Below are 26,825 nucleotides of genomic sequence, written 5' to 3'. Positions count from 1 at the left end.
CCCCCGTACCAAGGAGAAATTCCGTCGTGACTGAACGCACGCTGGTCCTCGTCAAGCCCGATGGCGTCGCGCGCGGCCTCGTCGGCGAGGTCGTCTCGCGGATCGAGCGCAAGGGCCTGAAGCTCACCGCCCTCGAGCTGCGGACCGTTCCGCAGGCACTGGCCGAGGAGCACTACGCCGAGCACAAGGAGCGTGCGTTCTTCGGCGACCTGCTGGAGTTCATCACCTCGGGCCCGCTGGTCGCGCTCGCCGTCGAGGGCCCGCGCGCCATCGCCGCGTTCCGCCAGCTCGCCGGCGGCACCGACCCGGTCGAGAAGGCCACCCCGGGCACCATTCGCGGCGACTTCGCGCTGGAGACCCAGTACAACCTGGTCCACGGCTCGGACTCGCCGGAGTCGGCCGAGCGCGAGCTGAAGCTCTGGTTCCCCGACCTGTGACCGGCACCGGGGCCACGCCCGCGCGTGGCCCCGGTTCTCCCCAGGAGCACCCGTGACGACGATGCCGTTCCCCGCCCGCGAGTACCTGCCGGTGCTGCGCGAGCTGACCAGCGCGTTCGCCGAGCGGCTGCGCACCGGTGACCCGGCTGCCGAGGTGCCCGACTGCGCCGGGTGGACGCTGGCCGACCTCGGCACCCACCTCGGGAACGTGCACCGCTGGGCCGCCACCGTCGTCCAGACCGGCGAAGTGCAGCCGCAGAACTTCGCGGCCGGCGCGGCCGCCGATCTCGCGTCCTGGTACCGCGAAAGTGCGGACCTGCTGCTCGACGCTCTCGAACAAGCCACCCCCGAAGACCGGTGCTGGCACTTCGGCGGCACCGAGAAGACCAAGGCGTTCTGGTTCCGCCGCCAGGTTCACGAAACCGCCGTCCACCTCGCCGACGCGGGCAGCGACCACGCGCTCGACCCGGCCGTGGCCGCGGACGGCGTCGACGAGGTCCTGACCGCTTGGCTCCCGCGGGTCACGCGTTGGCACACTGCGCCGTCGCTGGCCGCGCCCCTCGCGTTGCGCACCACCGACACCGGCGACGCCTGGACGCTGCACCCGGGGGAACCGCCCGCGCTCGGCCCCGCGACCGAACCCGCCGCGACCGCCGAGGCGCCGGCCCGGGACCTCCTGCTGCACCTGTGGAAGCGAACGGCGACCCCGCCGAGCGTCAGCGGTGACACCACGATCGCCGACCAGCTCCTCAAGGCCCCTTTCACCGCCTGACCCGGTAGCTGTTCTAGACCATTCAGGCGGCGTTCACCGGGAAGCCTTCCGCCGGCCGTGCCGCTGCGCTGTGCTGGTCGGGCTCACTCTCACTCGATACTGGGGTACCTGGTGAAGAAGTCACGCGTAGTGCTGCCGTTCGTCGCCTTGGTCGCGACGGCGTTCGCCGTTCCCGCCCACGCCGATCCGCTCCGGGCGCCGCTCGGCACGCCGCCGGTCGAGGCCGCGCCCGCCGCGTCGTCCGACCACCAGGGCCCGGCCGCCTTCGCCGCCGCGGACCCCAACGACGGGCTCGTCACCGGCAGCGCGACCACCGAGGTCGCGCCCGGCCTGAACCTCACCCAGTTCGACCGGTTCGACCCGGCGGGCTGGATCCGCGGCGACACCCTCGCCGTCGACCTGGGCAGCAAGGTCCTGAAGCCGGCCTACCTGAGCCCTGGCACGGTGTCCGCGCGCACGCCGCTCTCGCAGCAGGTCGCGCGCACCGGCGCGGTCGCCGGCGTGAACGGCGACTTCTTCGACATCAACGCCACCGGCGCGCCGATCGGCGTCGGCATCGACCACGGCCAGCTGCAGACCGCGCCCGCGGCCGGCCACAACTACACCGCCGCGATCACCGACGAGGGCAAGGCGCGGCTGGCTTCGGTCTTCCTCGAAGCCAGCGTCACGCTGCCCGGCGGCACCGTGAAGGCGACGAACTTCAACAGCCCGGTCCTCGGCCCGGACGCGATCGGCGTCTACACGCCGTTGTGGGGCGCTTCCGGCCGCGCGACCTCGGTGGCCGGCGCGTCCCGGGTGCTCGAAATGGAGCTGCGCGACGGCGTGGTCACGAGCGTGCGCCCGCAGCCCGCGGCCGGCCCCATCGCGGCCGGCACCACGCTCCTGCTGGCCCGCGAAGCCGGGGCGGACGCCCTCGCGGCGCTCAAGCCGGGCGACGCCGTCGGCGTCACGTACGCGCCGCGCTCGGACGCCGGGAAGATCGCGGTCGCCGTGGGCGGCAACGAAGTCCTGCTCCGCGACGGCGTCGTGCAGCCGGTCGACAACGTCGCCATGCACCCCCGCACGGCGGTCGGCTTCTCCGCCGACGGCAAGCGCCTCTGGCTGGCCACTGTGGACGGACGGCAGGCCGACAGCCGCGGGATGACCGAGCTGGAGCTCGCGCGGCACATGAAGAGCCTCGGCGCCGACGACGCGATCAACCTCGACGGCGGTGGCTCGTCGACGCTCCTCGCGCGCAACGAGGGCGAGGCCGCGCCGAGCGTCCGCAACGCGCCGTCCGACGGCGGGGAACGCCTGGTGCCCAACGGGATCGGTTTCGCGACCGTGCCGGGCAGCGGCAGGCTCACGGCGTTCTCGCCGACGCCGGCCGTCGCGACCGGCGACGCGAACCGCGTGCTGGCCGGCCTGACCCGGCACCTGGTCGCCGACGGCCACGACGAGACCGGCGCCGCGGTCGCCGCCGACCCCCGCTGGACGACCTCCGACCCCCGGCGCGCCACCGTGACCCATGGGGTCGTCACCGGTCACGGCGCGGGCGGCGTCGACGTCGTCGCGCGCGCCGGCCGCGCTTCGGGCAAGACGGCGCTTTCGGTGCTGGGCAAGCCGGTCCGGCTCGGCACGAGCACCGAGCAGGTCGCGCTGTCCGGTGCGGGTGCCAAGAGCACGTTCGAGGTCTACGGCTACGACGCCGACGGCTACGGCACCTGGCTGGAACCCGACGACGTCAAGCTCGACTACGACCACTCCGTCGTGCGGGTCGAGCCGTCGGGTGACGGCTACCAGGTGACCGCGCTGACGGCGTCCGGAGCCTCCGCCATCACCGCGACGGCGGCCGGTCTCACCACGCACCTGGCCGCCTCGGTCGGCACCGTGCCGCAGGTCGCGGCCCCGCTGGACGGGCCGGCGGGCTGGACGGCCACGGTGTTCCCGGCGGTCGTCGGCGCGGCGCTGTCCGCGGCGCCCGGGCGCGACGGCGGCGCCGGGCTCGCGCTGGACTACCGGCTCACCGGCACGACGGCGACGCGCGCCGCGTACGTGACGCCGTCGACTGCGCTTGCGGTGCCGGCGGGCACGCAGAAGATCGGGCTGTGGGTGAACGGCGACGGCAAGGGTGCCTGGCTGCGGGCCGAACTGCGGGACGCCGCGAACGTCGCGTCCATTGTGGACTTGTCGCTGAGCGTCGACTGGACGGGCTGGCGGTACGTCACCGCCGCGGTCCCGGCCGGGCTGCCGGACGGCCAGCGGCTGGCGCGCTTCTACGCCGTCGAGAACGTGCCGGACCAGCAGTACGAAGGTCACCTCGTGTTCGACGACCTGACCTTCGAGGTGGCGCCGACGACGGCGGTGCCGGGCGACCCGGCCCCGCACGACCCGGCGCTGGTCACCGACGGCACCCTGGCCGGCGGCCTGCGCGTCGCGGTCGTCAGCGACGCGCAGTTCACCGCGGACGACCCGGCCGGCCCGCTGGTCGCCCAGGCCCGCCGCGCCCTGCGCGAAGCCGTCGCGGCGAAACCGGACCTGGTGCTGATCAACGGCGACTTCGTCGACCGCGGTACGGCGCCCGACTTCGTGCTGGCGAAGCAGGTGATCGCCGAAGAGCTCGACGGCAAGGTGCCCTGGTACTACGTGCCGGGCAACCACGAGGCCGAAGGCGGCAACGGCCTCGCCAACTTCCAGGCCGCGTTCGGCGTGACGCACCAGGTCGTCGACGTGCACGGCATCCGGCTGGTGCTGATGGACTCCTCCCGCGGTTCGCTGCGGGCGGGCGGGTTCGACCAGGTCCGGATGCTGCGGGACGCCCTTGATTCGGCGGCGAAGGACCGGTCGATCCGCGGCGTCGTCGTCGCGATGCACCACCCGGTGAAGGACCCGAGCCCGACCGGGAACTCCCAGCTCGGCGACCGGAAGGAAGCCACGCTGCTGACCCAGTGGCTGACCGGCTTCGAGCAGGCGTCCGGCAAGCCGGCCGCTTCGGTGGCTTCGCACGCCGGCGTGTTCTCGCTGTCGCGGGTGGACGGCGTGCCGTACCTGGTCAACGGCAACTCGGGCAAGGCGCCCGCGGCCGCACCCGGCGATGGCGGGTTCGTCGGCTGGACGCTGCTGCGCGTCGACCCGGCCGACCGCGCCCAGCCGGTGCGCTTCGAGACGCGGCCGAACGTCGACTCGCTGACGCTGTCCGGGCCGACGTCGCTGGCGCGCGGGGAGCGAGCCGACGTCCGCGCGACCCTGCGGCAAGGTATCCGGGACGTGCCCGTCTCGTACCCGGTGAGCGCGGACTGGACGGTGAGCGGGGGCGTCGTGGCCTTCGACTCCGCTTCCGGCGTCCTGACGGCTTTGCGACCCGGGGTCGCGAGGCTTTCGGTGACGGTCAACGGGGTGACGCAGTCGCTGCTCGTGTCCGTCCATAGCTAAACCGTTCGGTTTTTGTCGGTGCCCGCTCGTATGGTCGGGGGTGTGGACGAATCGGAGGACCGGGAACCGGCACTGGTGCAGGCGAAGGCGCTGGTGAAGCGTTTCGGCGAGTTCGAGGCCGTGCGCGGGATCGACGTCGAGGTGCGGCGCGGGGAGGCGTTCGGCTTCCTCGGCCCGAACGGCGCCGGCAAGTCGTCGACCATGCGGATGATCGCGTGCGTGTCGCCACGCACGGACGGCGACCTCCGCGTGCTGGGGCTGGACCCGGACGCGGCCGGGCCGCGGATCCGCGCGCGCCTCGGCGTGGTGCCGCAGCAGGACAACCTGGACGTCGAGCTGACCGTCCGGGAGAACCTGCTGATCTACGGCCGGTACTTCGGGCTTTCGCGGGCGGCCGCCCGAAGCAAGGCGGACGAGCTGCTGGAGTTCGCGCAGCTGACCGACCGCGCGGCCGACAAGGTCGACCCGCTGTCGGGCGGCATGAAACGCCGGCTGACGATCGCGCGCTCGCTGGTCAACGACCCGGAGCTGCTGCTGCTCGACGAGCCGACGACGGGCCTCGACCCGCAGGCCCGCCACCTGCTGTGGGACCGCCTGTTCCGGCTCAAGGAACAGGGCACGACGCTGATCGTCACGACCCACTACATGGACGAGGCGGAACAGCTGTGCGACCGCCTGGTCGTGATGGACCACGGCCGGATCGCCGCGGAGGGCTCGCCTTCGGAGCTGATCAGCCGGTACTCGACGCGTGAGGTCGTCGAGCTGCGGTTCGCCTCTGGGCAGCAAGTGGCCGCGGCGCAGCAGGTCGAAGGGCTGGCCGAGCGGGTGGAGGTGCTCCCCGACCGGGTGCTGCTCTACAGCGACGATGGCGAGGCCACCCTGGAACACGCCCACTCGCGCGGCGTGCGGCCGCTGTCGAGCCTGGTGCGCCGCAGTTCCCTGGAGGACGTGTTCCTCCGCCTGACCGGCCGGACGCTGGTCGACTGATGGGGAACGAAGTGAGCGCACCGCTCCCGATCGGCTGTGCCCCTGCCGGCACCGCCTCGCGGGTGCCCGTCACCACCCTCGCGCGCGCCGCCGGCGGGAGGCGGCCATGACCACCGTCGAATCCACCGGCCGCGTCGTCGGCAGCTGGCACGGCGCCTGGCTGCGCGTCGAGGGGTACTGGACCTGGTACCGCCGCCACTGGCTGTCCACTTTGTACTCGACCGGCCTGCAGCCCGTGCTGTTCCTCGCCGCGATGGGCCTCGGTTTCGGGTCGCAGGTGAAGCCGGGCGAGGTCACCGGCGGGCTCTCGTACCTGCAGTACATCGCCCCGGCGCTGCTCGCCGCCGGCGCCGCGCAGCAGGCCGTCGGCGAATCGAGCTACCCGGTGCTGTCCGGGTTCAAGTGGCAGAAGGACTACCTGGCGGTCACGGCCACGCCGGTGTCGCCGGGCCAGGTGCTCGGCGGCCACCTGATCTGGTCGGCCCTGCGGCTGACGCTGGCGGGCGCGATCTACGCGGTCGTCGCGCTGTTCTTCGGCGCCTGGACCGGGCCCGGCGTGCTGCTGGTGATCGTCGCCGGCACCGTCACCGGGCTCGCCTGCAGCACGCCCGTGGCCGCGATGGCGGCGCGGACGTACGACGAAGGCCAGCGGTTCGGCGTGGTCTTCCGCTTCGTCCTGATGCCGATGACGTTGTTCAGCGGCACCTTCTTCCCGATCGCCCAGCTGCCGGGCGCGATCCGCTGGCTGGCCTGGCTCTCCCCACTGTGGCACGGCACGCAGCTGGCCCGCGGCGTGAGCGTCGGGGGAGTCGGTGGCTGGGCGATGCTCGGCCACTTCGCGGTGCTCGCGGCGTTGTTCACGGCCGGGTGGGCGCTCGCGCACCGGGCCTTCTACCGGAGGCTGGTGGTCTGATGGTGAGCGTCCAGGCACCACCGGCGCGAGCCGGGCTGCTGCTGCGGATCCTGCCGCCCGGGCTGTACGCGGGCCGCGCCCGCATGCTCGTCGAGCGGTCGGTCCGCGTGTCCCGCGCCAGCTGGCTGATCTTCGTGTCCGGCGCGGCCGAGCCGTTCCTCTACCTGCTGGCCTTCCAGCTCGGGTTCGGCAAGCTGGTCACCGAGGTGGCCGGCCCGGACGGCCGCCCGATGGGCTACGTCGCGTTCGTGGCGCCCGCGCTGCTGGCGACGTCGGCGATGAACGGCGCGGTCTTCGAGTCGACGTACAACCTGTTCTTCAAGCTGCGCTACGCGAAGCTGTACGACGCGATGCTGGCGACGCCGATCGGCCCGCTGGACGTGGCACTCGGCGAGATCGGCTGGGCGATGACCCGCGGCGGCGTCTACGCGGTGGCGTTCCTCGCGATCGCGGCGGCGATGGGGCTGCTGACGTCGTGGTGGGCCCTGCTGATGGTCCCGGCGGCGCTGCTGGTCGGGCTGGCCTTCTCGGCGGTCGGCATGGCGCTGGTGACGTTCCTGAAGTCGACGGCCCAGTTCGACTACATCGCCCTCGCCCTGATGCCGATGTTCCTGTTCGCGACGACGTTCTTCCCGCTGTCGGTGTACTCGGAGCCGCTGCAGTGGGTGGTCCGGTGCCTCCCGCTCTACCACGCGATCGAGCTGATGCGCGGCCTCGCGACGGGCCTGCTGTCCGGCAGCATGCTGGTCAACCTGGCCTACCTGCTGGTCCTGGGCGCGGTCGGCCTCTGGGCCTCGACGCGCCGCATCGCGAAGCTCCTCCTGACCTGACGCCGTGTCGTCCATCCAGGTACGCGTGTCGTCCGCCCGGGTACGCGTGTCATCCGTTCGCGTGCGGCTCAGCGGGCCGGGTCGGGCCGTCCCCGCGGCGCGACGGCGGCGAGCGCGTCCACCATCCCGTGCCCGTAGAAGCCGTTGAAGCCCTCGTACCCCGCGCAGTAGGCGTCCTGGGTCCCGTCGCCGGTGAGGTCGTAGTCGGCCGGACACGGCATCGGCATCGCCTGGGCGTCCAGCGTCCGCCGCAGCTGCCGCGGCCCGGCGTCCCGGTGCGCGGACGCCAGCAGCGCCAGCACTCCGGTGACGTGCGGCGCGGCCATCGACGTCCCGCACAGCGGCGCGTACCCGCCCGGCACCGTCGAAAGCACGCACTCGCCCATCTCGCCGCCGGGCGCGGTGACGTCGATCACGCCGAGCCCGTACGAGCTGTAGCCCGCCTTCACCCGGTCCGAGCCGACGGCGGACACCGCGACGACGTCTCGCAGCGCGGCCGGTAGCGCCTCACAGCCGGAACCCGCCGCGGGCGAGCCGGACCGCGCCGACGGCGTCAGGTCGACGGCCTCGTTGGTCGCCGCCGCGACGTTCAACGTGCCCGCCGACGTGCTGTATTCGACCGCGCGGGCCAGCGCTTCGTGCACCACCCCGCGGTCGTCGCCGCGGATGCACGACAGCGTCCACGGGTTCACGAAGAAACTGCTGTTCGTCAGCCGCATGTGCCGGGCCGCCGCCCACATCAGCCCGCACACCGCGGCCTCCGGGTCGGCGTAACCGCGGTCGTCGATCACCTTCACCGACGCCACCCTGACCCCGGGCGCCACGCCCGTCACGCCGTGCCCGTCGTCGGCCGCCGCGATGATCCCCGCCACGTGCGTGCCGTGCACCGACGTCGTCGGCGCCCAGGCCGACGGCGACCGGTCGGGGGCGCCGGTCAGGCAGCCGGCGGAGTCGTCGCGGTCGAGGGCACCGCTGAGGTCCGGGTGGCCGGGGTCGATCCCGGAGTCGAGGACGCCGACGACGACGTCGCGGCTGCCGCGCGAAACGGCCGGGCTTTCCGACCCGCCCGGGGTGCGGCCCGCGTTGATCATCCGCATGTCCCACTGCCGGTCGCTCAGGTCCGCGGTGGGCACGCGAGCCGGGTCGGTGACCGGCAGCGTCGCCCGCGCGGGCTGCGGCTTGACCTCGGTGGCGCGCTGCGCGGCCAGCCGCTCGGCCTGGGCGCTGAACGCCCGGTCGAGCCCGATCCGCCCGCCGAAGTCCGGGTCGCCCGAGGTGGCGACGGCGACGGCGATCTGCGGGTAGTAGACGGTGGTGGCGCCGCACGCGCCGGTCACGCGCGCGCGGGCGGTGGACTCGGGCGTGCCGCGGTCGAACGTGACGACGAAGCGCAGGTTCCGGCCGTGACCGCAGGAGGGCTCGTCGGCCGCCGCGGGACCGGCGGTGACGCATCCCGAAAGCACCAGGACGGTGCACACGGCCGCCCGCAGGGGCCGCGCCAGCAGGGACACCGGACCTCCCACCGGATGCAGGAACCGCGGGTGCCGGCACGCGAGATCCCGGTCACCCCGAGCCGCACGGTAGCCACCCCGTGCCCGGCGGACAAGCGCTGCGGCCAAGTTCCCCCGGCCGGTGCGTCCGGGACGCGCCGCGGCGCGCCCGGCGGCGTGGGCGGAGGTACCGAGTACGACGGAGCAGTCACCCGGTGTGGGATACTCGGGGAGGCCACCGGGCCGCGGGGCGCACGTGAGAGGTGCTGCCTGCGGTGTTGTGGCCCGGTGAGGTGCGCGAACTCCCGCGACGCGCGTCGCCGCCCGCGAGCCGGGTGGCTGGACGACGTGGTGGGCGGCCCGGGGGCCGCGAGTCCCAACGCACAACGCCGAGCAGACCTTTGACCGGGTTGCGCGCCACCGAGGCGGTGGTGCGGCGCCCGGTTGTCGGGCCAGGATTCCCGTCGCTGGTGACCACCACGGCGGAACGAACAGAAAGGGGCCCCTGCGCGGCCGCGTCCCTGCCGGTGAACATCGGCAGACGCGCCCGGGGGCGGAGGAGACACATGTCGAACGCGGAAACACCCGCCGAGCACACCGGCGGGAATCCCGCCACACCCGCGAGCGGTCCACTGGCCGACCTGCCTGCCCGGATCCGGGTGCACGCGCTGGCCAAGCTGCTCGAGAAGAACAGCCGGGACGTCATGGCCAAGCTCACCGAGCTGGGCGAAAGCGTGCGCAGCGCGCAGTCGAGCGTGACCAGGGACGTGGCGCACAAGGTCGCCGAGGCCTTCTCGGGCGGCGACGTCGAGGCGGCGCCGGCTTCCGGCGGTGACGTCGAGGTCGCCCCGGCTTCCGGTGGCGATGTCGAGGTGGCGCCGGCCACGCGGGCGAAGGCCGCTCCGGCGGTGCCCGAAGTGCCGGCCGCCGAGGCCGAGAAGCCGCGCCCGCGGCAGAAGACCCGTGCGCACCTGCCGGTGTTCGCCGCGCCGTCGCCGGTCTTCCTGCCGCCGGAGCCCGCGGCCACCAAGCCGGCCCGCAAGCCGGCCGACCCGTTCGCGGAGCCGCAGCCGCCGGCGCAGCCCAAGGCGAAGCCGCAGCCCGAGCCGGAAGCCGACGAAGACGAGGCCGAGGACACCACGCCGGCCACCGACTCCGGTGACGACGACGGTGACGACGCCAACAGCCGCCGCCGTCGCCGCCGCGGCCGTCGTGGCCGTGGCCGCGGCAAGGGCACCGACGGCAGCGACGAGAACGAGAACGAAGGCGACGACGGCCAGGCCGAGGAGCAGCAGCCGCCCGCGCGCCGCCGCTCCCGCAACGGCGACGAAAAGGCCGCGAAGGACGAATCGGACGCCACTGAGGAGCCCGAAGGCGCCGGCGACGAGTCCGACAACGACAGCGACGACGGTGAGGGCGGCAGCAAGCGCCGTCGCCGCCGCCGTCGCCGCAAGGGCTCGGACGGCGAAGACGCCGAGACCACCGACGACCCGCCCAACACCGTCACGCACGTCCGCCAGGCCAAGGCCGAGCAGGCCGAGCGCGAGCGCCCGGCGCGCGACGAGGTGCGCAGCGTCCGCGGGTCGACCCGCCTGGAGGCCAAGCGCCAGCGCCGCCGCGACGGCCGCGAGGCGGGCCGTCGCCGTGCCCCGATCCTGTCCGAGGCCGAGTTCCTCGCCCGCCGCGAAGCGGTCGACCGCGCGATGGTCGTCCTCGAGAAGGGCGATTCGACCCAGATCGCCGTGCTCGAGGACGGTGTGCTGGTCGAGCACTTCGTGACGCAGTCGGGCTCCGGCTCGATCGTCGGCAACGTCTACCTCGGCCGCGTCCAGAACGTGCTGCCGAGCATGGAAGCCGCGTTCATCGACATCGGCCGCGGCCGCAACGCCGTGCTGTACGCCGGTGAGGTCGACTGGGACGCCGCCGGTCTCGAGGGCAAGGCCCGCAAGATCGAGCAGGCGCTCTCCACCGGCGACTCCGTGCTGGTCCAGGTCACCAAGGACCCGGTCGGGCACAAGGGCGCCCGGCTGACCACGCAGATCTCGCTGCCCGGCCGCTTCCTGGTGTACGTGCCCGCGGGTGGCGCCACCGGCATCTCCCGCAAGCTGCCGGAGAACGAGCGCCGCCGGCTCAAGGACATCCTCAAGCGGATCGTCCCGGAGGACGCGGGCGTCATCATCCGCACCGCCTCCGAGGGCATCGGCGAGGAGGAGCTGGGCCGCGACGTCGACCGCCTGAAGGCGCAGTGGGACGTCATCAAGGAGAAGGCCGCCGCCGGTTCCGGCAAGAAGGGCGGCGCGCCGACCATGCTCTACGAAGAGCCGGACCTGCTGGTCAAGGTCGTGCGTGACCTCTTCACCGAGGACTTCACCAAGCTCGAGATCCAGGGCAACCGTTCCTGGGAGACCATCAACGGCTACGTCAGCCATGTCGCGCCCGAGCTTGCCGAGCGCGTCAAGCGCTACACCGGCACCGCCGACGCGTTCGCCGACCACCGGATCGACGAGCAGATCACCAAGGCCCTCGACCGCAAGGTCTGGCTGCCGTCGGGCGGTTACCTGGTCATCGACCGCACCGAGGCGATGACGGTCATCGACGTCAACACCGGCAAGTTCACCGGTTCGGGTGGCAACCTCGAAGAGACGGTGACCCGCAACAACCTGGAGTCGGCGGAGGAGATCGTCCGCCAGCTCCGGCTGCGGGACATCGGCGGCATCATCGTGATCGACTTCATCGACATGGTGCTCGAGTCCAACCGCGAGCTGGTGCTGCGCCGCCTGACCGAGTGCCTCGGCCGCGACCGCACGCGTCACCAGGTCGCCGAGGTCACCTCGCTCGGCTTGGTGCAGATGACCCGCAAGAAGATCGGCACCGGCCTGCTGGAGGCGTTCTCGACGCCGTGCGAGCACTGCAAGGGCCGGGGCGTGCTCGTCTCGACCGAGGTGCAGCGCACGGGCGGCGGCTCGCACTCCCACGGCGGGAACGGCAACGGCGGCGGAAACGGCGGCGGCGGTGGCGGCGGCGGGGAGAAGAGCTCCCGCCGGTCGCGTGGCCGTGGCAAGGGCGAAGAGGTCAAGGAGCAGGCCGAGGCCGCCAAGGCCGAGGTCCACGCGGTCCCGCCGCCGGAGCAGCGCGCGTCCGTCGCGTCGGCGGTGGCGGCGATGGCCAACGCCTCGAAGGTGGCCAAGGACCACGACCACGGCGCGGTGAACGGCAACGGGCACGTCCCGGAGGCCGGCGACCCGGCCGAGGCCGTCGAAGAGACGCGTCGGGAGGCCGTCGCCGAGCCGGCCACCGAGGTCGCGGACGTCCCGGTGACCACCGAGGCGGACGAGGTCCCGGTGCCGCAGGAGGAGCCCGCGGTCGAGCGGACCTCGGCGCCGGAGCCGGTGGAAGAGCCGGTCACCGACGCCGTGTCCGAAGACGCCGAGGCCACCGAGGCCGTCGAGGCCGCCGACGTCGAGGTGCCCGAGCCCGCCACGCGTCCCACCCGGCGCCGGTCGCGCCGGACCGCGTCGCGTCCGGCGGGTCCGCCGGTGCACGCGTCCGACCAGAGCCAGTGAACGACTAGGGGACCCCGGTGGTAACGCACCGGGGCACCCCACGTAACCTGTAGTACGGCCTGCCACCAGAGCAGGTCGCTGCGCGAGTGCAGGACCGCCTCCCAGAGGTGGGCCGATCGCGCGGGCCCCCACCCATTGTCGAGTAATGCAGGAGACTTCCGTGTCGGCGTACGCGATCGTCAAGACCGGCGGCAAGCAGTACAAGGTGGCCGTCGGCGACGTCGTCGAGGTCGAGAAGCTCGAGGGCGAGCCGGGCACCGAGCACATCCTCCCCGCCGTTTTGTACGTCGACGGTGGCGATGTCACCACGGACGCCGACGCGCTGGCGAAGGTCTCGGTCACCGGCAAGGTCGTCGAGCAGACCAAGGGTCCGAAGATCCGGATCCACAAGTTCAAGAACAAGACGGGCTACCACAAGCGTCAGGGTCACCGGCAGAAGCTGACCCGCGTCGAGGTCACCGCCATCTCCCTGTAAGAACTTTTCCGGATCTGCTTTTTCAGAAAGAGGGCTGAGCCATGGCTCACAAGAAGGGTGCGTCCAGCTCCCGCAACGGTCGTGACTCGAACGCGCAGCGCCTCGGCGTCAAGCGCTTCGGCGGCCAGGAAGTCAACGCCGGCGAGATCCTGATCCGCCAGCGTGGCACCAAGTTCCACCCCGGCGTGAACGTCGGCCGCGGCGGCGACGACACGCTGTTCGCCCTGGCCGCCGGTGCGGTCAAGTTCGGCGAGAAGCGTGGTCGCAAGACCATCAACATCGTCGTGCCAGCCGAGGCCTGAGTCTTCGGTTCTCGACGCTAGACCTCTGACGAGGGGTGGGACCGGAATATCCGGTGCCACCCCTCGTTTGTTTTGTGTGATCCCTGCTCGCGAATGAAAGAGGCAAGTCATGGCGTCCCGGTTCGTGGACCGCGCGGTCATCCACCTGACCGCGGGTGACGGTGGGAACGGCTGCGCCTCGGTGCACCGCGAGAAGTTCAAGCCCCTCGGCGGCCCGGACGGCGGCAACGGCGGCAACGGCGGCGACGTCCTGCTGGTCGTCGACCCGAACGTGCACACCCTGCTCGACTTCCACTTCCGCCCGCACGCCAAGGCCGGCAGCGGCAAGATGGGCCAGGGCGGCAACCGCGCGGGCGCGGCGGGGGAGACCCTGGTGATGAAGGTGCCATCCGGCACCGTCGTGTTCACCGAAGACGGCGAGATGGTCGCCGACCTCATCGGCCCGGGCACCACGTTCGTCGCGGCGCAGGGCGGCCGCGGCGGCCTCGGCAACGCGTCGCTGTCCTCGAAGGCGCGCAAGGCGCCCGGGTTCGCGCTGCTGGGCGAGCCGGGCGAGGCCCGCAACCTCGTGCTGGAGCTGCGCTCGGTCGCCGACGTCGGCCTGCTCGGCTTCCCGTCCGCCGGCAAGTCGTCGCTGATCTCGGTGCTGTCCGCGGCCAAGCCGAAGATCGCCGACTACCCGTTCACCACGCTGGTGCCGAACCTCGGGGTGATCACCGGCGGCGACACCGTCTTCACGATGGCCGACGTCCCCGGCCTGATCCCCGGCGCGTCCGAGGGCAAGGGCCTGGGCCTCGACTTCCTCCGCCACATCGAGCGGTGCGCGGTGCTGGTGCACGTCGTCGACTGCGCGACACTGGAGCCGGGCCGCGACCCACTGTCCGATGTGGACGCTCTCGAAACCGAGCTCGCCCAGTACACCCCGGGTCTCGGCGGGAAGCTCGAGGAGCGCCCGCGCGTGGTCGTGCTCAACAAGATCGACGTCCCGGAGGCCGCCGAGCTCGCCGAGTTCGTCCGGCCGGAGCTGGAAGCCCGGGGCCTGCGCGTGTTCGAGGTCTCCACGGCGTCGCGCAAGGGCCTGCGGGAGCTGACGTTCGCGCTCGCGGCGGTCGTCGAGGAGTACCGCGAGGCGCAGCCCGTGCTGGAGCCGGAGACGATCGTGCTGCGGCCCCTCGCCGTCGACGACACCGGGTTCACCGTCGAGTTCGACCCCGAGGAGGAGGGCGCGTTCGTCGTGCGCGGCGTCCGCCCGGAGCGGTGGATCCGCCAGACCAACTTCGGCAACGACGAGGCCGTCGGGTACCTGTCCGACCGGCTCAACCGCCTCGGCGTCGAAGACAAGCTGGCGAAGCTCGGCGCGCGGCCGGGCAGCCCGGTCACCATCGGCGACGTCCAGTTCGAGTGGCAGCCGTCGACGCCGAGCGTCGCGATGCACCTGTCCGGGCGCGGCACCGATGTCCGCCTCGAGAACCACGACCGGGTCGGCGCGGCCGAGCGCAAGGAAGCCCGCCGGATCCGGCGCGACGGTTCGGACGAGGACGACCTGGACCTCGACGCGTGAGTGGCACGCGCGAAGCCATCGCGGCCGCCCGCCGGCTGGTGGTCAAGGTCGGTTCGTCGGCCCTGACCACGGCGGGCAGCGGGCTCGACGCGGTCCGGCTGGACGCGCTGGTCGACGCGATCGCCGCGCGGGTCGCGGCCGACACGCAGATCGTGCTCGTGTCTTCGGGCGCGATCGGCGCCGGGCTGGCCCCGCTCGCGCTCGGCAAGCGCCCGAAGGACCTCGCGACCCAGCAGGCGGCGGCGAGCGTCGGCCAGCTGGCGCTGGCGCACGCGTACGCGGAGTCGTTCGGCCGGTTTTCGCTGACGGTCGGCCAGGTACTGCTGACGTCCGACGACGTCGTCCGCCGGTCGCACTACCGCAACGCGCAGCGGACGTTTTCGCGGCTGCTCGCGCTCGGCGCGGTCCCGGTGGTCAACGAGAACGACACGGTGGCCACGGAAGAGATCCGCTTCGGTGACAACGACCGCCTGGCGGCCCTGGTGGCCCACCTGATCGGCGCGGACGCGCTGATCCTGCTGTCCGATGTGGACGGTCTGTACGACGGCGACCCCCGCGACGGCGCCACCCGCAAGCTCACCGAGGTCCTCTCGGAGTCCGATGTGGACGGAATCTCGGTCGGCATGTCCAGCTCCGGCCTCGGCACGGGCGGCATGGTGTCGAAGCTGGCGGCGGCCCGCACGGCGGCGGGCGCGGGCATCCCGGTCCTGCTGGCGGCGGCGTCGGAAGCCTCCGCCGCGTTGACTTCCGCCTCCCCGGGCACGGCGTTCGCCCCCGCGGACACCCGCCTGTCGGCCCGCCGCTTCTGGCTCGGCTACGCGGCGGACACGACGGGCAAGCTCCGCCTGGACGACGGCGCGGTGACGGCGGTGGTCCGCCGCCGCCGCTCCCTGCTGGCGGCGGGCATCACGGGCGTGGATGGCGAGTTCCAGGCGGGCGACGTGGTCGACCTGGTCGACGCGAAGGACCGCGCGGTGGCCCGCGGAGTGGTGGCGTTCGACGCGACCGAGCTGCCCGACCTGATCGGCCGCTCAACCCCCGAACTCCCCCCGGAGCAACGCCGCGAGGTAGTCCACGCCGACGACCTCGTCCCCCTCCGCCCCTAACCCCCGCGTGCCCCCGCAGGCATCACCCGTGATCCCACGGGCATCACACGTGACTCGGCGGGCATCACGCGTGATCCGGCGGGCATCACCGTGTCGACCCTCCAATCACGCGTGTCGACTCCCCAATCACGCGTGATGCCCCTTCAATCACGCGTGATGCCTCGCTGATCACGTGTGATGCCCTTCCAGTCACGTGTGATGCCTCGCTGATCACGGGTGATGCCCCGCCGCGTCGGACCTCAGCCGACCGAAACCAAGCGCGCGCCGCCGTCGGCTTCCAGGATGGTGCCGCTCAGGTTGCGGTTCGTCGCCGCCAGCGCCACCACCTCGGCCACGTCGTCCGCCGTCGCCACGCGGCGGGACGGGATCGACGCCGCCGTCTGCGCGAAGAACCCTTCGCGCACCTCCGGCGGGAAGCCGCTCCACCAGGCCGTGTCGACGACGCCCGGCGAAACCGCGTTCACCCGCCGCGGCGCCAGTTCGACCGCCAGCGGCTTGACCAGTGCCTCCACCGCCGCGTTGAGCGCACCGATGCCCGCCGTCCCCGGCATCGCCGCGTGGGCGCTGATCGCGCCGAGCAGCGTGATCGACCCGTCCGCGGCCAGGTGCGGCAGCACCGCCTGGATCGTCGTCAGGTGTGCCCAGAACTTCGCGTCGAAGGCCCGGCGCAGCACGTCGAGATCCAGCGATGCGATCGGCCCCATCCCTTCGGCGCCGGACAGGCTCACCACCAGCACGTCGACCGTCCCCAGCGACGACGCCAGCGCGGCCATCGCCGCGGCGTCCCCGCCGTCGGCCTGGTGTCCCGTCAAGGACGGGTCGCTCGCCGCGACGTCGTCGAGGCGTTCCTTGCCACGCCCGGTGACGTGGACGTCGTAACCCCGCTCGCGTAGCCGCCGCGCGGTCGCCAGGCCGATGCCCGAGGTGCCGCCGGCGACAAGTGCGATGCTCATGCTCGTTCCCCATTTCGAACCGGTACGTCTCGTTTCGAAATCGACGCTACCATCGGATCCCATGACCGACCAGTCCCGTCCCGGCCGCAAGCGCAGCGAACAGAGCCGGCTGGCGATCCTCGCCGCCACGCTCGACCTGGTCGCGGAGGCGGGCTACGGCACGCTGACCGTCGAGGGCATCGCCGCGCGCTCCGGCGTCGGCAAGCAGACGATCTACCGCTGGTGGCCGTCGAAGGCCGACGTCCTGCTCGACGCGCTCGCGACGAAGGCGGACCTCTACGTCCCGATCCCGGACGAGGGGACGTTCCGCGCCGACCTCGCCGGCTTCCTGGACAGCACGTTCGAGCTGGGCGAAAAAGCGCAGGTGGCGGACACGCTGCGCGCGCTGATGGCGCAGGCGCAGATCGACCCGGAGTTCGGCAAGCGGTTCCGCGAGGACTTCCTCAACCGCCGCCGCGAAGCGCTCGGCACCATCGTCGACCGCGCCCGCGAGCGCGGCGAGCTGCCGGCGGAAGTCGGCTCCCGCACGGTGATCGACGTCGTGTTCGGCACGCTCTGGTACCGGCTCCTCGCGACGCGGGAGCCGATCGGCCGTGGCCTGGCCGGTGAGCTGGTGGCGCTACTGGCCGATCACGGCGCCTCGACCGCCGAAATCCGGTAACGCGCCACCGACGCGTCGAGGATCTGCACGGCCTGCTCGTCCGACGGCCCGGACCCGCGGAAGCGCTCCAGGTCCTCATCGGACTCCCAGCGCTCGTACACGGTGATCCGGCCGGGATCGAGCAGGTCGGCACCCAGCGAGTACTCGAGGCAGCCGGGCGCTTCCCGCGCCAGCCGGACGGCTTCGCCGCAGTCGTCGAGGTAGGCGTCACGGCTCTCGGGAGCGACGGCGAGCCAGCCGGCCACGATGATCACGTCGGGTTGATCCGATCCGGCTTGATCGTGAGCAGCAGCCGCGTCTGGTCCCGGCCGCCCCACCACGGGTACGGGCCGCCGAGGTACCGCTGCGCCAGCTTCTCGATGTGCTCGACCGCGCCGTCCTCGGTCATCTCCAGCACGCGCCCGCGGATCGCGTAGTAGCGCGACGGCCGCTCGCGGTCGGCGACGTTGAGCGCCACCCGCGGGTCGCGCTCGAGGTTGCGCTGCTTCTGGTGTCCCCGCACGGTGTTGACGAGGATGTGCGTGCCGTCGGTGTCCACCCAGGTCTGGGTGAGCTGCGGCGAGCCGTCCGGCATCAGGGTGGACAGGAAGCAGAGGCTGGGCTCGCGCAGCAGCGCGAGCAGGTCGCCGGGCAGTTCCAAGGTGATCTCCGCTAGAGCTGGTCGGGCGCTTCGATGCCGAGCAGCGAGAGCCCGAGCGCGAGCGTGGTCGACGTCAGCGTAGTCAACCTCAGCCGGGACGCGCGCAGGTCCGATGAGGACGCTTTCAGGACCGGACATTCCTCGAAGAACCGGGAAAACGAGACGGCCGTCTCGTACAGGTACGTACAGAGCTTGTGTGGCGCGTAGCCGTCTGTCGCGGCCTTCAGCGCTTCGCCGAACCTGAACAGCTTCAGCGCCAGAGCCCGCTCCGCCGGCGCTTCCAGCGTGATTTCGACGCCGCCGGGAAGCCCGCCCGCCTTCCGCAGGATCGACCGCGTCCGCGCGTGCGCGTACTGGAGGTACACCGAGGTGTTGCCCTCCTTGGCGAGCATCCGGTCCCAGGCGAAGACGTAGTCGCGTTCGCGGTCGCCGGACAGGTCGGCGTACTTGACCGCGCCGATGCCGACCGCACGCGCGACTGCGGCTTGCCCCGCCGCGTCCAGCTCACTGCGTTCGGCGACGACCGCGGCGGCCTGCGTCACGGCTTCGGTGAGCAGGTCGGCCAGCTTGACCGTGTCGCCGGAGCGGGTCCGGATGGTTTTGCCGTCCGCGCCCAGCACCGTGCCGAAGCCGATGTGCTCGGCGTGCCCGGTCAGCCAGCCGGCCGCGCGGCAGACGGCGAACAGCATCGCGAAGTGCTGCGCCTGCGGCGTCCCGACGACGTAGAGGAGGTCCGTCGCGCCGCGCTCGGCCGTCCAGTACCGGAGGGTGGCCAGGTCGGTCGCGGCGTACCCGTAGCCGCCGTCGCGCTTGCGGACGATCAGCGGCAGCCGGTCGCCCTCGCGGTTGCGGAAGCCGTCGGGGAACACGCAGACCGCGCCGTCGCTGATCTCGGTCAGCCCGGCCTGCTCGAGGTCGTCGACCACCGTCGCGAGGTACGGGTTGTAGAAGCTCTCGCCGTAGATGTCCTGGTCGGTCAACGTGATGCCGAGCAACGCGTACACCTCGTCGAAGTGCCGCGTCGATTCCGCGACGAGCTCCCGCCAGACGGCCAGGGTTTCTTCGTCGCCGCTCTGCAACTGCACGACGCGCTCGCGTGCCCGCGTCGCGAACGCTTCGTCGCCGTCGAACTTCTGCCGTGCTTCGCGGTAGAACGCGTCGAGGTCGGCGATGGCGCGATGCCCGGCCGGGACGTCGAGGAGGTGCTCGATGAGCATGCCGAACGGCGTGCCCCAGTCGCCGAGGTGGTTGTGCGGCAGCACTTCGTGGCCGGCGAACCGCAGCAGGCGCGCGAGCGCGTCGCCGATCACCGTCGTGCGCAGGTGCCCGACGTGCATCTCCTTCGCGACGTTCGGGCTGCTGTAGTCCAGCGCGATCCGCCGTGGCGCAGTCGTTTCGGGCACGCCGAGCCGCGGATCGCCGAGCAGCGCGGCGGTGCGCGTCTCCAGCCATTCCTTGCGCAGCACGAAGTTCAGGAACCCCGGCCCGGCGACTTCGGGTGGGTCGGCGATTCCGTCCAGTTCCAGCGCACCCGCGATCAGCGTCGCGACCTCGCGTGGCGGACGGCCGAGCCGCTTGCCCAGGCTCATCGCGAGGTTGCCCTGGTAGTCGACGCCCTCGCGCGGCGACGCCTGGATCAGCGCCTGCTCCGGCGTCAGCTCGACGTCCAGTGCCTTGCCGGCGGCGGCCACCACGCGGCGCGCCAGCTCCTCGGTAACGTCGGCGTGCTGCACGGTGTCCCTCCTTCGGCTCGGCTTCGGAGTGCGCAGCGTAGCGAGCGTGACCGGCCGGTGACGAAGGGTTTACCGCAGCTCGCTGCCCTTGGTCTCGGGCAGCGTGAGGATGACGGCGAACGCGATCGCCGCGCCGGCCGCGACGTACCAGAAGTAGAGCGTCGGCGAGATCGTGCCGAAGACGGTGATGAGCAGCGGGGCGGTGCCGCCGAAGATCGCGACGGTCAGGTTGTACCAGGCGCCGATCCCCAGCCCGCGCAGTTCGGTCGGGAACAGCTCGCTCATGATCGCCGGCGCGATCGACGTCATCGCCGTGTACAGCCCGAGCCCGACGCAGAACACGACGAGCAGGCCGCCGATGCCCGGCCCGATCAACGTGGACAGCGGCACGACGACGACCGCGGTCGCCCCCGACCAGACGAGCAGCTGCGGCTTCCGCCCGACCCGGTCCGCGAGCGCGCCCATCGGGTACTGCAGGGCGATGAACAGCGCCGTGCCGACGGACAGTGCGAAGAACACGGCGTCCGCGTCGGCGTGCCGGTTCTTCACCGCGAACGACGTGAGCGCGCTGAAGAACGTGTAGTAGCAGAGGGTCGAGAGCATCGTGAAGCCCACGAGCCTGCCGACGGCCTTGGGGTGGTGCGTCAACGTCGTCAGCAGTGGCCGTTCGAGTTTCCGCGCCTTGGCCTTCGTCTGCTCGAACAGTTCGGTCTCGGCCAGGCTGCGGCGCAGCCACAGCCCGACCGCGCCGAAGACGCCGCCGAGCAGGAACGGCAGCCGCCAGCCCCAGGACGCGAGCTGCGCCTTGTCCAGCGCGCGGGCCAGGACGAACCCGAGCACGGTCGCGATCAGCACGGCCGTCCCGGTCGAGATGTAGAAGAACGCCGAGTAGCGGCCCCGGCGTTCCGGCGGTGCGATCTCGCCGAGGTAGGCCGACGCGTTCGACACCTCACCGCCGAGCGACAGCCCCTGCGCGATGCGGGCGAGCAGCAGCAGGATCGGCGCCAGCCAGCCGACCTGCGAGAACGTCGGCAGCAGCCCGATCGCGACCGAGCCGCCCGCCATGAGCAGGATGGTGAGGATCATGGCGGGCTTGCGGCCGCGCGTGTCCGCGAAGCGTCCGAGCAGGACTCCGCCGAGCGGGCGGAAGAAGAACGCGAGCGCGTAGGTGGCGAACGTGTTGATCAGGGCCAGGGTGTCGTTCCCGGCCGGGAAGAACGCGCCGGCGAAGTAGATGCTGAACGTCGCGTAGATCGTCCAGTCGAACCATTCCAGCGCGTTGCCTGCGCTCGCCGCGAACAGCTTGCGCACCGGCAGCCGGTGCCGGACCTGCACGGTCATGGCAGCCTCCACGTCCCCCGAAGGTGGACGGGACTTTGCCACATTCGTTCGCGGTGCGAAAGATCCCGACTGCTCCGTTTCCTGTCGGCCTCCTCAGGCGGTGCTCGCCAGTGCGAACGGCAGCACCGCGGGCGCCCCGGCCCGCCGCAGCAGCCGCGCGGCCAGTGTCATCGTCCAGCCGGTGTCGATGACGTCGTCCACCAGCAGGACCGGCCCGGCCGGCAACGTCGCCGCGAGGTCGGCCGGCATGCTCATCCGCCGCCACAGGTCGGCCAGCCGTTGCGCGCTGTTGGCCTGACGTGGCGGCGGCCCGTCCGCGTCGAGCGCGCCCAGGAAGTCCAGCCTGCCGACCTCGGCCAGCCGCGTCGCCAGGCTGTAGACGAGCTGCGGCCGTGTCTCCGACGGGACGGCGATCACCGCGACCGGCCGTTCCGTCCACTGCCACCCGGCGAGCACCTGGACGCAGGCCTTGAACACCGATTCGGGAACGTCAGTGTCCTGCGCCGACGCGCCGACGAGCTCCCGCAGCCGGTTGCCCCACCCGACGTCGGTGAGCCGCCCGAGCACCTGGCCCGGCTCAGCCTGGTCGTCGGCCGAGATCCGGCCGGACACCGGAACGTCCAAAGAGGACATCCCGGTGGGCCACTGCTTCCGGGGCGCGACCTCGACGCCGGGACGCTGCAGCCGTTCCCGGGTCGCCTCGGCGACGTCGTCGGCCACCGTCGTGTCCCAGTACTTGCCGGTGCAGTTGTCGCACCGGCCGCACGGCGCCGCCTCGGGGTCGTCGAGCTGGCGCCGCAGGTACTCCATCCGGCAGCCGTCGGCCGCCAGGTACCCGAGCATCGCGTCCTGCTCGCGCTGCCGGGCCTCCGCGACCCGCCGGTACCGCCCGCGGTCGTACTCCCAGTTCTCGCCCGTGCTCGTCCAGCCGCCCTTCACGCGCCGCACCGCGCCGTCGACGTCCAGGACCTTGAGCACCATTTCCAGCCGTGACCGGGAAAGCTCCACCGACGGCTCGAGCGCGGCCGTCGAAAGGGGACGGTCGGCGTAGGAGAGCGTGTTCAGCACCTGGGTGACCCGCAGCTCGTCGGGGAAGGCGAGCGACCCGAAGTACGCCCAGATCGCCTTGTCCTCCTCGCCCGGCAGCAGCACGACCTCGGCGCGTTCGACGCCACGCCCGGCACGGCCGACCTGCTGGTAGTACGCGATCGGCGACGACGGCGCCCCGAGGTGCACGACGAACCCGAGGTCCGGCTTGTCGAACCCCATGCCCAGCGCGGACGTCGCGACCAGGGCCTTGACCCGGTTGCCGAGCAGGTCGTCCTCGGCCGCCTGCCGGTCGGCCGGGTCGGTCTTGCCGGTGTAGGCCGCCACCGGGTAGCCGCGGTCCTTCAGCAGCGACGCGACGTCGTGCGCCGCCGCCACCGTCAGCGTGTAGATGATCCCCGACCCGGGCAGCTCGGCCAGGTGCTCGGCGAGCCAGGCCAGCCGCGCCTGCGACGTCGGCAGCCGGCACACCGACAACCGGAGGCTCTCCCGGTCGAGGGTGCCGCGCAGCACCAGCGTGTCGGTGCCCGTGCCGAGGCCCAGCTGCTCGGCGACGTCGGTGACGACGCGGTCGTTCGCCGTCGCCGTGGTCGCCAGCACCGGCACGCCGTCGGGCAGGTCGCCCAGCAGCGTGCGCAGGCGCCGGTAGTCCGGCCGGAAGTCGTGCCCCCAGTCGGAGATGCAGTGCGCCTCATCGACCACCAGCAGCCCGGTGCTCGCGGTCAGCTTCGGCAGGACGTTGTCGCGGAAGTCCGGGTTGTTCAGCCGTTCGGGGCTGACCAGGAGGACGTCGATCTCGCCGGCCGCGACCGAGGCCTGCACCTGGTCCCACTCCTGCGGGTTCGCGGAGTTCATGGTCGCCGCGTGGATCCCGGCGCGGGCCGCCGCCGAGATCTGGTTGCGCATCAGGGCGAGCAGGGGCGAGACGATGACCGTCGGCCCGCTGCCCTGTTCCCGCAGCAGCGCCGTGGCCAGGAAGTACACCGCCGACTTGCCCCAGCCGGTGCGCTGCACGACCAGTGCGCGACGCCGCTGCGCGACCAGGGCCTCGATGGCCGTCCACTGGTCTTCGCGCAGCTTCGCCGAGTCACCGGCCAGGGCCCGGAGGAGGGTCTCGGCGCGGTCGCGGAGGGCTGGGGTGGTGCTGGTCGTGTCCACGTCCCCACGTCTACCCCATGGCACCGACGAACCGGGAATCGGCGGCGTCGCGAACGGACCGTTCGTGACGAATACGGGTGGTTATGTGACCTGAATCACAGACATTGCCCGGGTCGGGCGAGGTGGTGAACAGCACCCGACGCCTCGCGCGCGCGATGTATAGGCTCCCGAGTCATGTCACCACGGCGGATCGGGGTCATGGGCGGCACGTTCGACCCCGTGCACCACGGCCACCTCGTCGCGGCGAGCGAGGTGCAGTCCCGGTTCGGGCTCGACGAAGTGATCTTCGTCCCCACCGGGCAGCCGTGGCAGAAGACCGCCCGCCAGGTGACCAAGGCCGAGGACCGCTACCTGATGACGGTCATCGCGACCGCGTCCAACCCGGTCTTCTCGGTCAGCCGCGTCGACATCGACCGCGCCGGCCAGACCTACACCGTCGACACCCTGCGCGACCTGCACGCCGAGTACCCCGAAGACCAGCTCTACTTCATCACCGGCGCCGACGCGCTCGAGCAGATCCTGACCTGGCACAAGGCCGACGAGCTGTTCGACTTCGCGCACTTCATCGGCGTCACGCGGCCCGGCTACCGGCTCAATTCGCACCACCTGCCCAGCGGCAAGGTGAGCCTCGTCGAGGTCACCGCGATGGCGATCTCCTCGACCGGCTGCCGCGACCGCGTCGAGCGCGGGGAGCCGGTCTGGTACCTCGTCCCCGACGGCGTCGTCCGCTACATCGCGAAGAAGGATCTCTACCGGAAGAGCGACTGAAGCGCTCCTGGTCGCGGCGGGTACTCTTCTCGGGCGAACCCGATCTGTGAAGGAGCACCGTGGCAGCCACGTCCGAGGCACGAGAGCTGGCCGTAGCGGCCGCACACGCGGCGGCGGACAAGAAGGCCAGCGACGTAGTCGTGCTGGACGTGTCCGAGCAGCTCGTCATCACCGACGCCTTCGTCCTCGCCTCCGCGTCCAACGAGCGCCTGGTCGGCGCGATCGTCGACAACGTCGAAGAGAAGCTGCGGGAGAGCGGCCACAAGCCGGTCCGCCGCGAAGGCGCCCGCGAGGGCCGCTGGGTCCTGCTCGACTACGTCGACGTCGTCGTGCACGTCCAGCACGTCGAGGAGCGCTCGTTCTACGGCCTCGAGCGGCTGTGGAAGGACTGCCCGCGCATCGAGGTGGCCGGTCTCGAAGAGGTGCCCGCCGACGAGGACCCGGACGTCCCGTGAGCCCGCGGCGGCTCGTGCTCTGGCGCCACGGCGAGACGGACTACAACGCCGCCGGGCGGATGCAGGGTCACCTCGACTCGGCGCTGACGCCGGTCGGCTGGAACCAGGCCCGGTTCGCGGTCCCCGCGCTGGCCCGGTTCTCCCCGGACCTCGTCATCGCGTCCGACCTGCGCCGCGCCACCGACACGGCCACCGTGCTCACCGACGCGATCGGCGTCCCGCTGCGGATCGACAAGCGCCTGCGCGAGACGCACCTCGGCGAATGGCAGGGGCTCACCGGCGCGGAGGTCGACGCGGCCTACCCCGGTGAGCGCGACCGCTGGCGCAAGGACGCGACCTGGGCGCCTCCCGGCGGCGAGAACCGCCTCGACGTCGCCGACCGCGCGAGCGAAGTCGTCACCGACCTGCAGCAGGCCAACTCTTCGGTGGGCGACACCGTGCTGCTGGCCGCGCACGGCGGCCTGATCACCGCGCTCACCGCGCGGCTGCTGAACCTGCCGGTGGAGACCTGGCCGTCGCTGGGCGGGATCTCGAACTGCCACTGGGTCGAACTGGGCGCGCGCGACGGGAAGTGGCGGCTGCAGGCCTACAACGCGGGGATGCACGGCTAGCCGATGGGGCCGCGCCTGCTCGTGTTCGGCGATTCGCTGAGCTTTCACGGTCCCGAAGGACCCTGCGCCGCGGACGAACCGCGGCTGTGGCCCAACGTCGCCGCCGCGGCCCTCGGCGGCACCGCCGACCTGGTCGCCGGGATCGGCTGGACCGCCCGCGACGCCTGGTGGTCGCTGACCGGCGACCCGCGCGTGTGGGCCGATCTGCACCACGTCGACGCGGTCGTGCTGGCGGTCGGCAGCATGGACACGCTGCCTTCGCCGTTGCCGACCTACTTGCGCACGGGGCTGAAGTACCTGCGGCCCGACCCGGTCCGGCGCGTGGTGCGCAAGGCTTATCTCGCCGCACAGCCGCGGTTGTCGGTCGCGCTCCGCGGCCGTCCCACGGTGTTGCCGGCCAAGCTCACCGTGCAGTACCTCGACACGGCGGTGGGTGCGTTGCGCGTTCTGCGGCCCGAGCTGCCGATCTTCAGCATGCTGCCCTCGGTGCACCGGGCGGCGGCCTACGGCGGCGTGCACACCGCGCGTCCGGCCGCGGAGGCCGCGATGAAGGCCTGGGGGGCGCGAGCGGGAATTCCGTTGCTGGACCTCGAAGCCGTTGTCGGAGAGCACGTCCTGAGCGGCGAGGGGAACCCCGACGGCATGCACTGGGGCTGGAAGGGTCACGCCGCGGTGGGCGACGCGATGTCCGTGTTGATGGCGCCGGTGCTGACCCCCGGCCACGTAGGCTGACGGCGTGTCGGTCGCCGTAGTCACGGATTCCACCGCCCACCTGCCGGAGGGCTTCGCCGAACGGCACGCGGTCCGGGTGGTGCCGCTGCACGTCCTGGTCGACGGCGTGGTCTCCCTCGACGGCGTCGAGACCGGCCCGGCGGCGGTCGCCGAGGCGATGAGCCAGCGCAAGATCGTCACGACGTCCCGGCCCACGCCCACGGAGTTCGTCGCGGAGTATCGCGCCGCGTTCGACGGCGGCGCGGACTCGATCGTTTCGGTGCACCTCTCGCGTGAGCTGTCGGGCACCTGGGAAGCGGCGGTGCTGGCGGCGCAGGAGGTCGGGCCGGATCGGGTCCGCGTGGTCGACTCGCGCACCACCGCGATGGGGCTCGGGTTCGCCGCGCTGCACGCCGCGGCCGCCGCGGCCACCGGGGCTTCGGCGGCCGAAGTCGAGGCCGCGGCGGTGACCGCGGCGGCCTGTTCGTCGACGTTGTTCGTCGTCGAGACGCTCGACCACCTGCGTCGCGGCGGCCGGATCGGCCCGGCGGCCGCGCTGCTCGGCACGGCGCTGGCGGTGAAGCCGGTGCTGCACATGTCCGAAGGCCGGATCCTGCCGCTGGAGAAGGTCCGCACCATGAACCGGGCGCTCGCGCGGCTGGTCGAGCTCGCCGCCCAGGCCGCGCGGGACGACGACGTCGAGCTGGCGGTCCACCACCTCGCGTCGCCGGAGCGGGCGGTCGAGCTGGCGAACCGGCTGGAAGAGGCCGTGCCGCGGTCGGCGGGCTGCGTGGTTTCCGAGCTGGGCGCGGTGATCGGGGCCCACACCGGGCCGGGGGTGCTCGGCGTGGTCGTCCAGCGGACGGTCCCGTCCCGCGGCTAGTGCGGTGACCGGAGACG

Annotated in this window: 24 protein-coding genes; 17 read left to right on the top strand and 7 right to left on the bottom strand. The window is 72.3% G+C overall.

What is annotated here, in order from left to right:
• The first annotated feature begins 26 nt into the window (after positions 1–26).
• The 6 genes from ndk to ACZ7OU_RS41785 all read left to right on the top strand — a co-directional run bounded on the left by ndk (position 27) and on the right by ACZ7OU_RS41785 (position 7,350).
• The gene (ndk, locus tag ACZ7OU_RS41810) at positions 27–437 is read left to right on the top strand and encodes a nucleoside-diphosphate kinase (protein ID WP_470245909.1); all 411 of its coding nucleotides are present in this window, start codon (positions 27–29) and stop codon (positions 435–437) included.
• A gap of 52 nt (positions 438–489) precedes the next feature.
• Positions 490–1,209 (top strand): maleylpyruvate isomerase family mycothiol-dependent enzyme, encoded by a 720-nt coding sequence (locus ACZ7OU_RS41805; RefSeq protein ID WP_470259539.1) that lies wholly within the window; start codon positions 490–492, stop codon positions 1,207–1,209.
• A 111-nt stretch (positions 1,210–1,320) separates the two neighbouring features.
• Positions 1,321–4,620 (top strand): phosphodiester glycosidase family protein, encoded by a 3,300-nt coding sequence (locus ACZ7OU_RS41800; RefSeq protein WP_470259538.1) that lies wholly within the window; start codon positions 1,321–1,323, stop codon positions 4,618–4,620.
• A gap of 30 nt (positions 4,621–4,650) precedes the next feature.
• Positions 4,651–5,607: an ABC transporter ATP-binding protein gene (locus tag ACZ7OU_RS41795; RefSeq protein WP_470259685.1), complete on the top strand. Its 957-nt coding sequence runs from the start codon at positions 4,651–4,653 to the stop codon at positions 5,605–5,607.
• Between the two features lie 106 nt (positions 5,608–5,713).
• A complete protein-coding gene (locus ACZ7OU_RS41790; RefSeq protein ID WP_470245912.1) occupies positions 5,714–6,520 on the top strand; it encodes an ABC transporter permease in 807 nt (268 codons plus the stop codon).
• Positions 6,520–7,350 carry an ABC transporter permease gene (locus ACZ7OU_RS41785; RefSeq protein ID WP_470245913.1) on the top strand — a complete coding sequence of 277 codons (831 nt, stop codon included), beginning with the start codon at positions 6,520–6,522 and terminating at the stop codon, positions 7,348–7,350. Before ACZ7OU_RS41790 ends, ACZ7OU_RS41785 begins: the two co-directional genes overlap by 1 nt.
• Before the next feature lie 68 nt (positions 7,351–7,418).
• Here the strand turns inward: ACZ7OU_RS41785 and ACZ7OU_RS41780 are convergent, their stop codons facing one another.
• Positions 7,419–8,861: a S8 family peptidase gene (locus ACZ7OU_RS41780; RefSeq protein ID WP_470259537.1), complete on the bottom strand. Its 1,443-nt coding sequence runs from the start codon at positions 8,859–8,861 to the stop codon at positions 7,419–7,421.
• A 545-nt stretch (positions 8,862–9,406) separates the two neighbouring features.
• On the opposite strand from ACZ7OU_RS41780, the gene ACZ7OU_RS41775 reads away from it, so the two are divergent.
• The 5 genes from ACZ7OU_RS41775 (at position 9,407) to proB (ending at position 15,847) form a co-directional block, all read left to right on the top strand.
• Entirely contained in the window at positions 9,407–12,403 is a 2,997-nt protein-coding gene (locus ACZ7OU_RS41775; RefSeq protein WP_470259536.1) for a translation initiation factor IF-2 N-terminal domain-containing protein, read from the top strand.
• A 160-nt stretch (positions 12,404–12,563) separates the two neighbouring features.
• Positions 12,564–12,878, top strand: coding sequence for a 50S ribosomal protein L21 (rplU, locus tag ACZ7OU_RS41770; RefSeq protein ID WP_003067132.1), 315 nt, complete (start codon positions 12,564–12,566; stop codon positions 12,876–12,878).
• A 41-nt stretch (positions 12,879–12,919) separates the two neighbouring features.
• Positions 12,920–13,180, top strand: coding sequence for a 50S ribosomal protein L27 (gene rpmA, locus ACZ7OU_RS41765; protein ID WP_470245916.1), 261 nt, complete (start codon positions 12,920–12,922; stop codon positions 13,178–13,180).
• A gap of 109 nt (positions 13,181–13,289) precedes the next feature.
• A complete protein-coding gene (obgE, locus tag ACZ7OU_RS41760; RefSeq protein ID WP_470245917.1) occupies positions 13,290–14,741 on the top strand; it encodes a GTPase ObgE in 1,452 nt (483 codons plus the stop codon).
• Positions 14,738–15,847: a glutamate 5-kinase gene (gene proB / locus ACZ7OU_RS41755; protein WP_470259535.1), complete on the top strand. Its 1,110-nt coding sequence runs from the start codon at positions 14,738–14,740 to the stop codon at positions 15,845–15,847. The genes obgE and proB overlap by 4 nt, the downstream gene beginning before the upstream one ends.
• 239 nt (positions 15,848–16,086) lie before the next feature.
• On the opposite strand, the gene ACZ7OU_RS41750 is transcribed toward proB, so the two are convergent.
• Positions 16,087–16,800 (bottom strand): SDR family oxidoreductase, encoded by a 714-nt coding sequence (locus ACZ7OU_RS41750; protein ID WP_470259534.1) that lies wholly within the window; start codon positions 16,798–16,800, stop codon positions 16,087–16,089.
• A 61-nt stretch (positions 16,801–16,861) separates the two neighbouring features.
• Here ACZ7OU_RS41750 and ACZ7OU_RS41745 point away from each other — a divergent pair, with 61 nt between their 5' ends.
• Positions 16,862–17,461, top strand: coding sequence for a TetR/AcrR family transcriptional regulator (locus ACZ7OU_RS41745; protein ID WP_470259533.1), 600 nt, complete (start codon positions 16,862–16,864; stop codon positions 17,459–17,461).
• Here ACZ7OU_RS41745 and ACZ7OU_RS41740 read toward each other — a convergent pair.
• From ACZ7OU_RS41740 to ACZ7OU_RS41720, 5 genes are all read right to left on the bottom strand, one after another.
• Positions 17,431–17,715, bottom strand: coding sequence for a putative quinol monooxygenase (locus ACZ7OU_RS41740; protein WP_470245921.1), 285 nt, complete (start codon positions 17,713–17,715; stop codon positions 17,431–17,433). The genes ACZ7OU_RS41745 and ACZ7OU_RS41740 overlap by 31 nt on opposite strands.
• The gene (locus ACZ7OU_RS41735; RefSeq protein ID WP_470245922.1) at positions 17,712–18,101 is read right to left on the bottom strand and encodes a PPOX class F420-dependent oxidoreductase; all 390 of its coding nucleotides are present in this window, start codon (positions 18,099–18,101) and stop codon (positions 17,712–17,714) included. Before ACZ7OU_RS41735 ends, ACZ7OU_RS41740 begins: the two co-directional genes overlap by 4 nt.
• 11 nt (positions 18,102–18,112) lie before the next feature.
• Entirely contained in the window at positions 18,113–19,834 is a 1,722-nt protein-coding gene (gene argS, locus ACZ7OU_RS41730; RefSeq protein ID WP_470259532.1) for an arginine--tRNA ligase, read from the bottom strand.
• 69 nt (positions 19,835–19,903) lie between these two features.
• Positions 19,904–21,175 carry an MFS transporter gene (locus tag ACZ7OU_RS41725; protein WP_470259531.1) on the bottom strand — a complete coding sequence of 424 codons (1,272 nt, stop codon included), beginning with the start codon at positions 21,173–21,175 and terminating at the stop codon, positions 19,904–19,906.
• Positions 21,176–21,268: 93 nt separating this feature from the next.
• Positions 21,269–23,380 carry a RecQ family ATP-dependent DNA helicase gene (locus ACZ7OU_RS41720; RefSeq protein ID WP_470259530.1) on the bottom strand — a complete coding sequence of 704 codons (2,112 nt, stop codon included), beginning with the start codon at positions 23,378–23,380 and terminating at the stop codon, positions 21,269–21,271.
• Positions 23,381–23,554: 174 nt separating this feature from the next.
• Here ACZ7OU_RS41720 and nadD point away from each other — a divergent pair, with 174 nt between their 5' ends.
• From nadD to ACZ7OU_RS41695, 5 genes are read left to right on the top strand one after another with little or no spacing between them, the layout of a single operon-like run.
• A complete protein-coding gene (nadD, locus tag ACZ7OU_RS41715; RefSeq protein ID WP_470259529.1) occupies positions 23,555–24,148 on the top strand; it encodes a nicotinate-nucleotide adenylyltransferase in 594 nt (197 codons plus the stop codon).
• Between the two features lie 59 nt (positions 24,149–24,207).
• Positions 24,208–24,603, top strand: coding sequence for a ribosome silencing factor (gene rsfS / locus ACZ7OU_RS41710; protein ID WP_470259528.1), 396 nt, complete (start codon positions 24,208–24,210; stop codon positions 24,601–24,603).
• Entirely contained in the window at positions 24,600–25,214 is a 615-nt protein-coding gene (locus ACZ7OU_RS41705; RefSeq protein WP_470245928.1) for a histidine phosphatase family protein, read from the top strand. Before rsfS ends, ACZ7OU_RS41705 begins: the two co-directional genes overlap by 4 nt.
• A 3-nt stretch (positions 25,215–25,217) precedes the next feature.
• Positions 25,218–25,946 (top strand): diglucosylglycerate octanoyltransferase, encoded by a 729-nt coding sequence (gene octT / locus ACZ7OU_RS41700; protein ID WP_470259527.1) that lies wholly within the window; start codon positions 25,218–25,220, stop codon positions 25,944–25,946.
• A 4-nt stretch (positions 25,947–25,950) separates the two neighbouring features.
• Entirely contained in the window at positions 25,951–26,808 is an 858-nt protein-coding gene (locus ACZ7OU_RS41695) for a DegV family protein (protein ID WP_470259526.1), read from the top strand.
• Positions 26,809–26,825: the final 17 nt, after the last annotated feature.

Source organism: Amycolatopsis sp. NPDC114505, from assembly GCF_055633615.1.
Note: the sequence above shows the minus strand (reverse complement) of the source record. Positions and strands in the feature narration are given on the sequence as shown.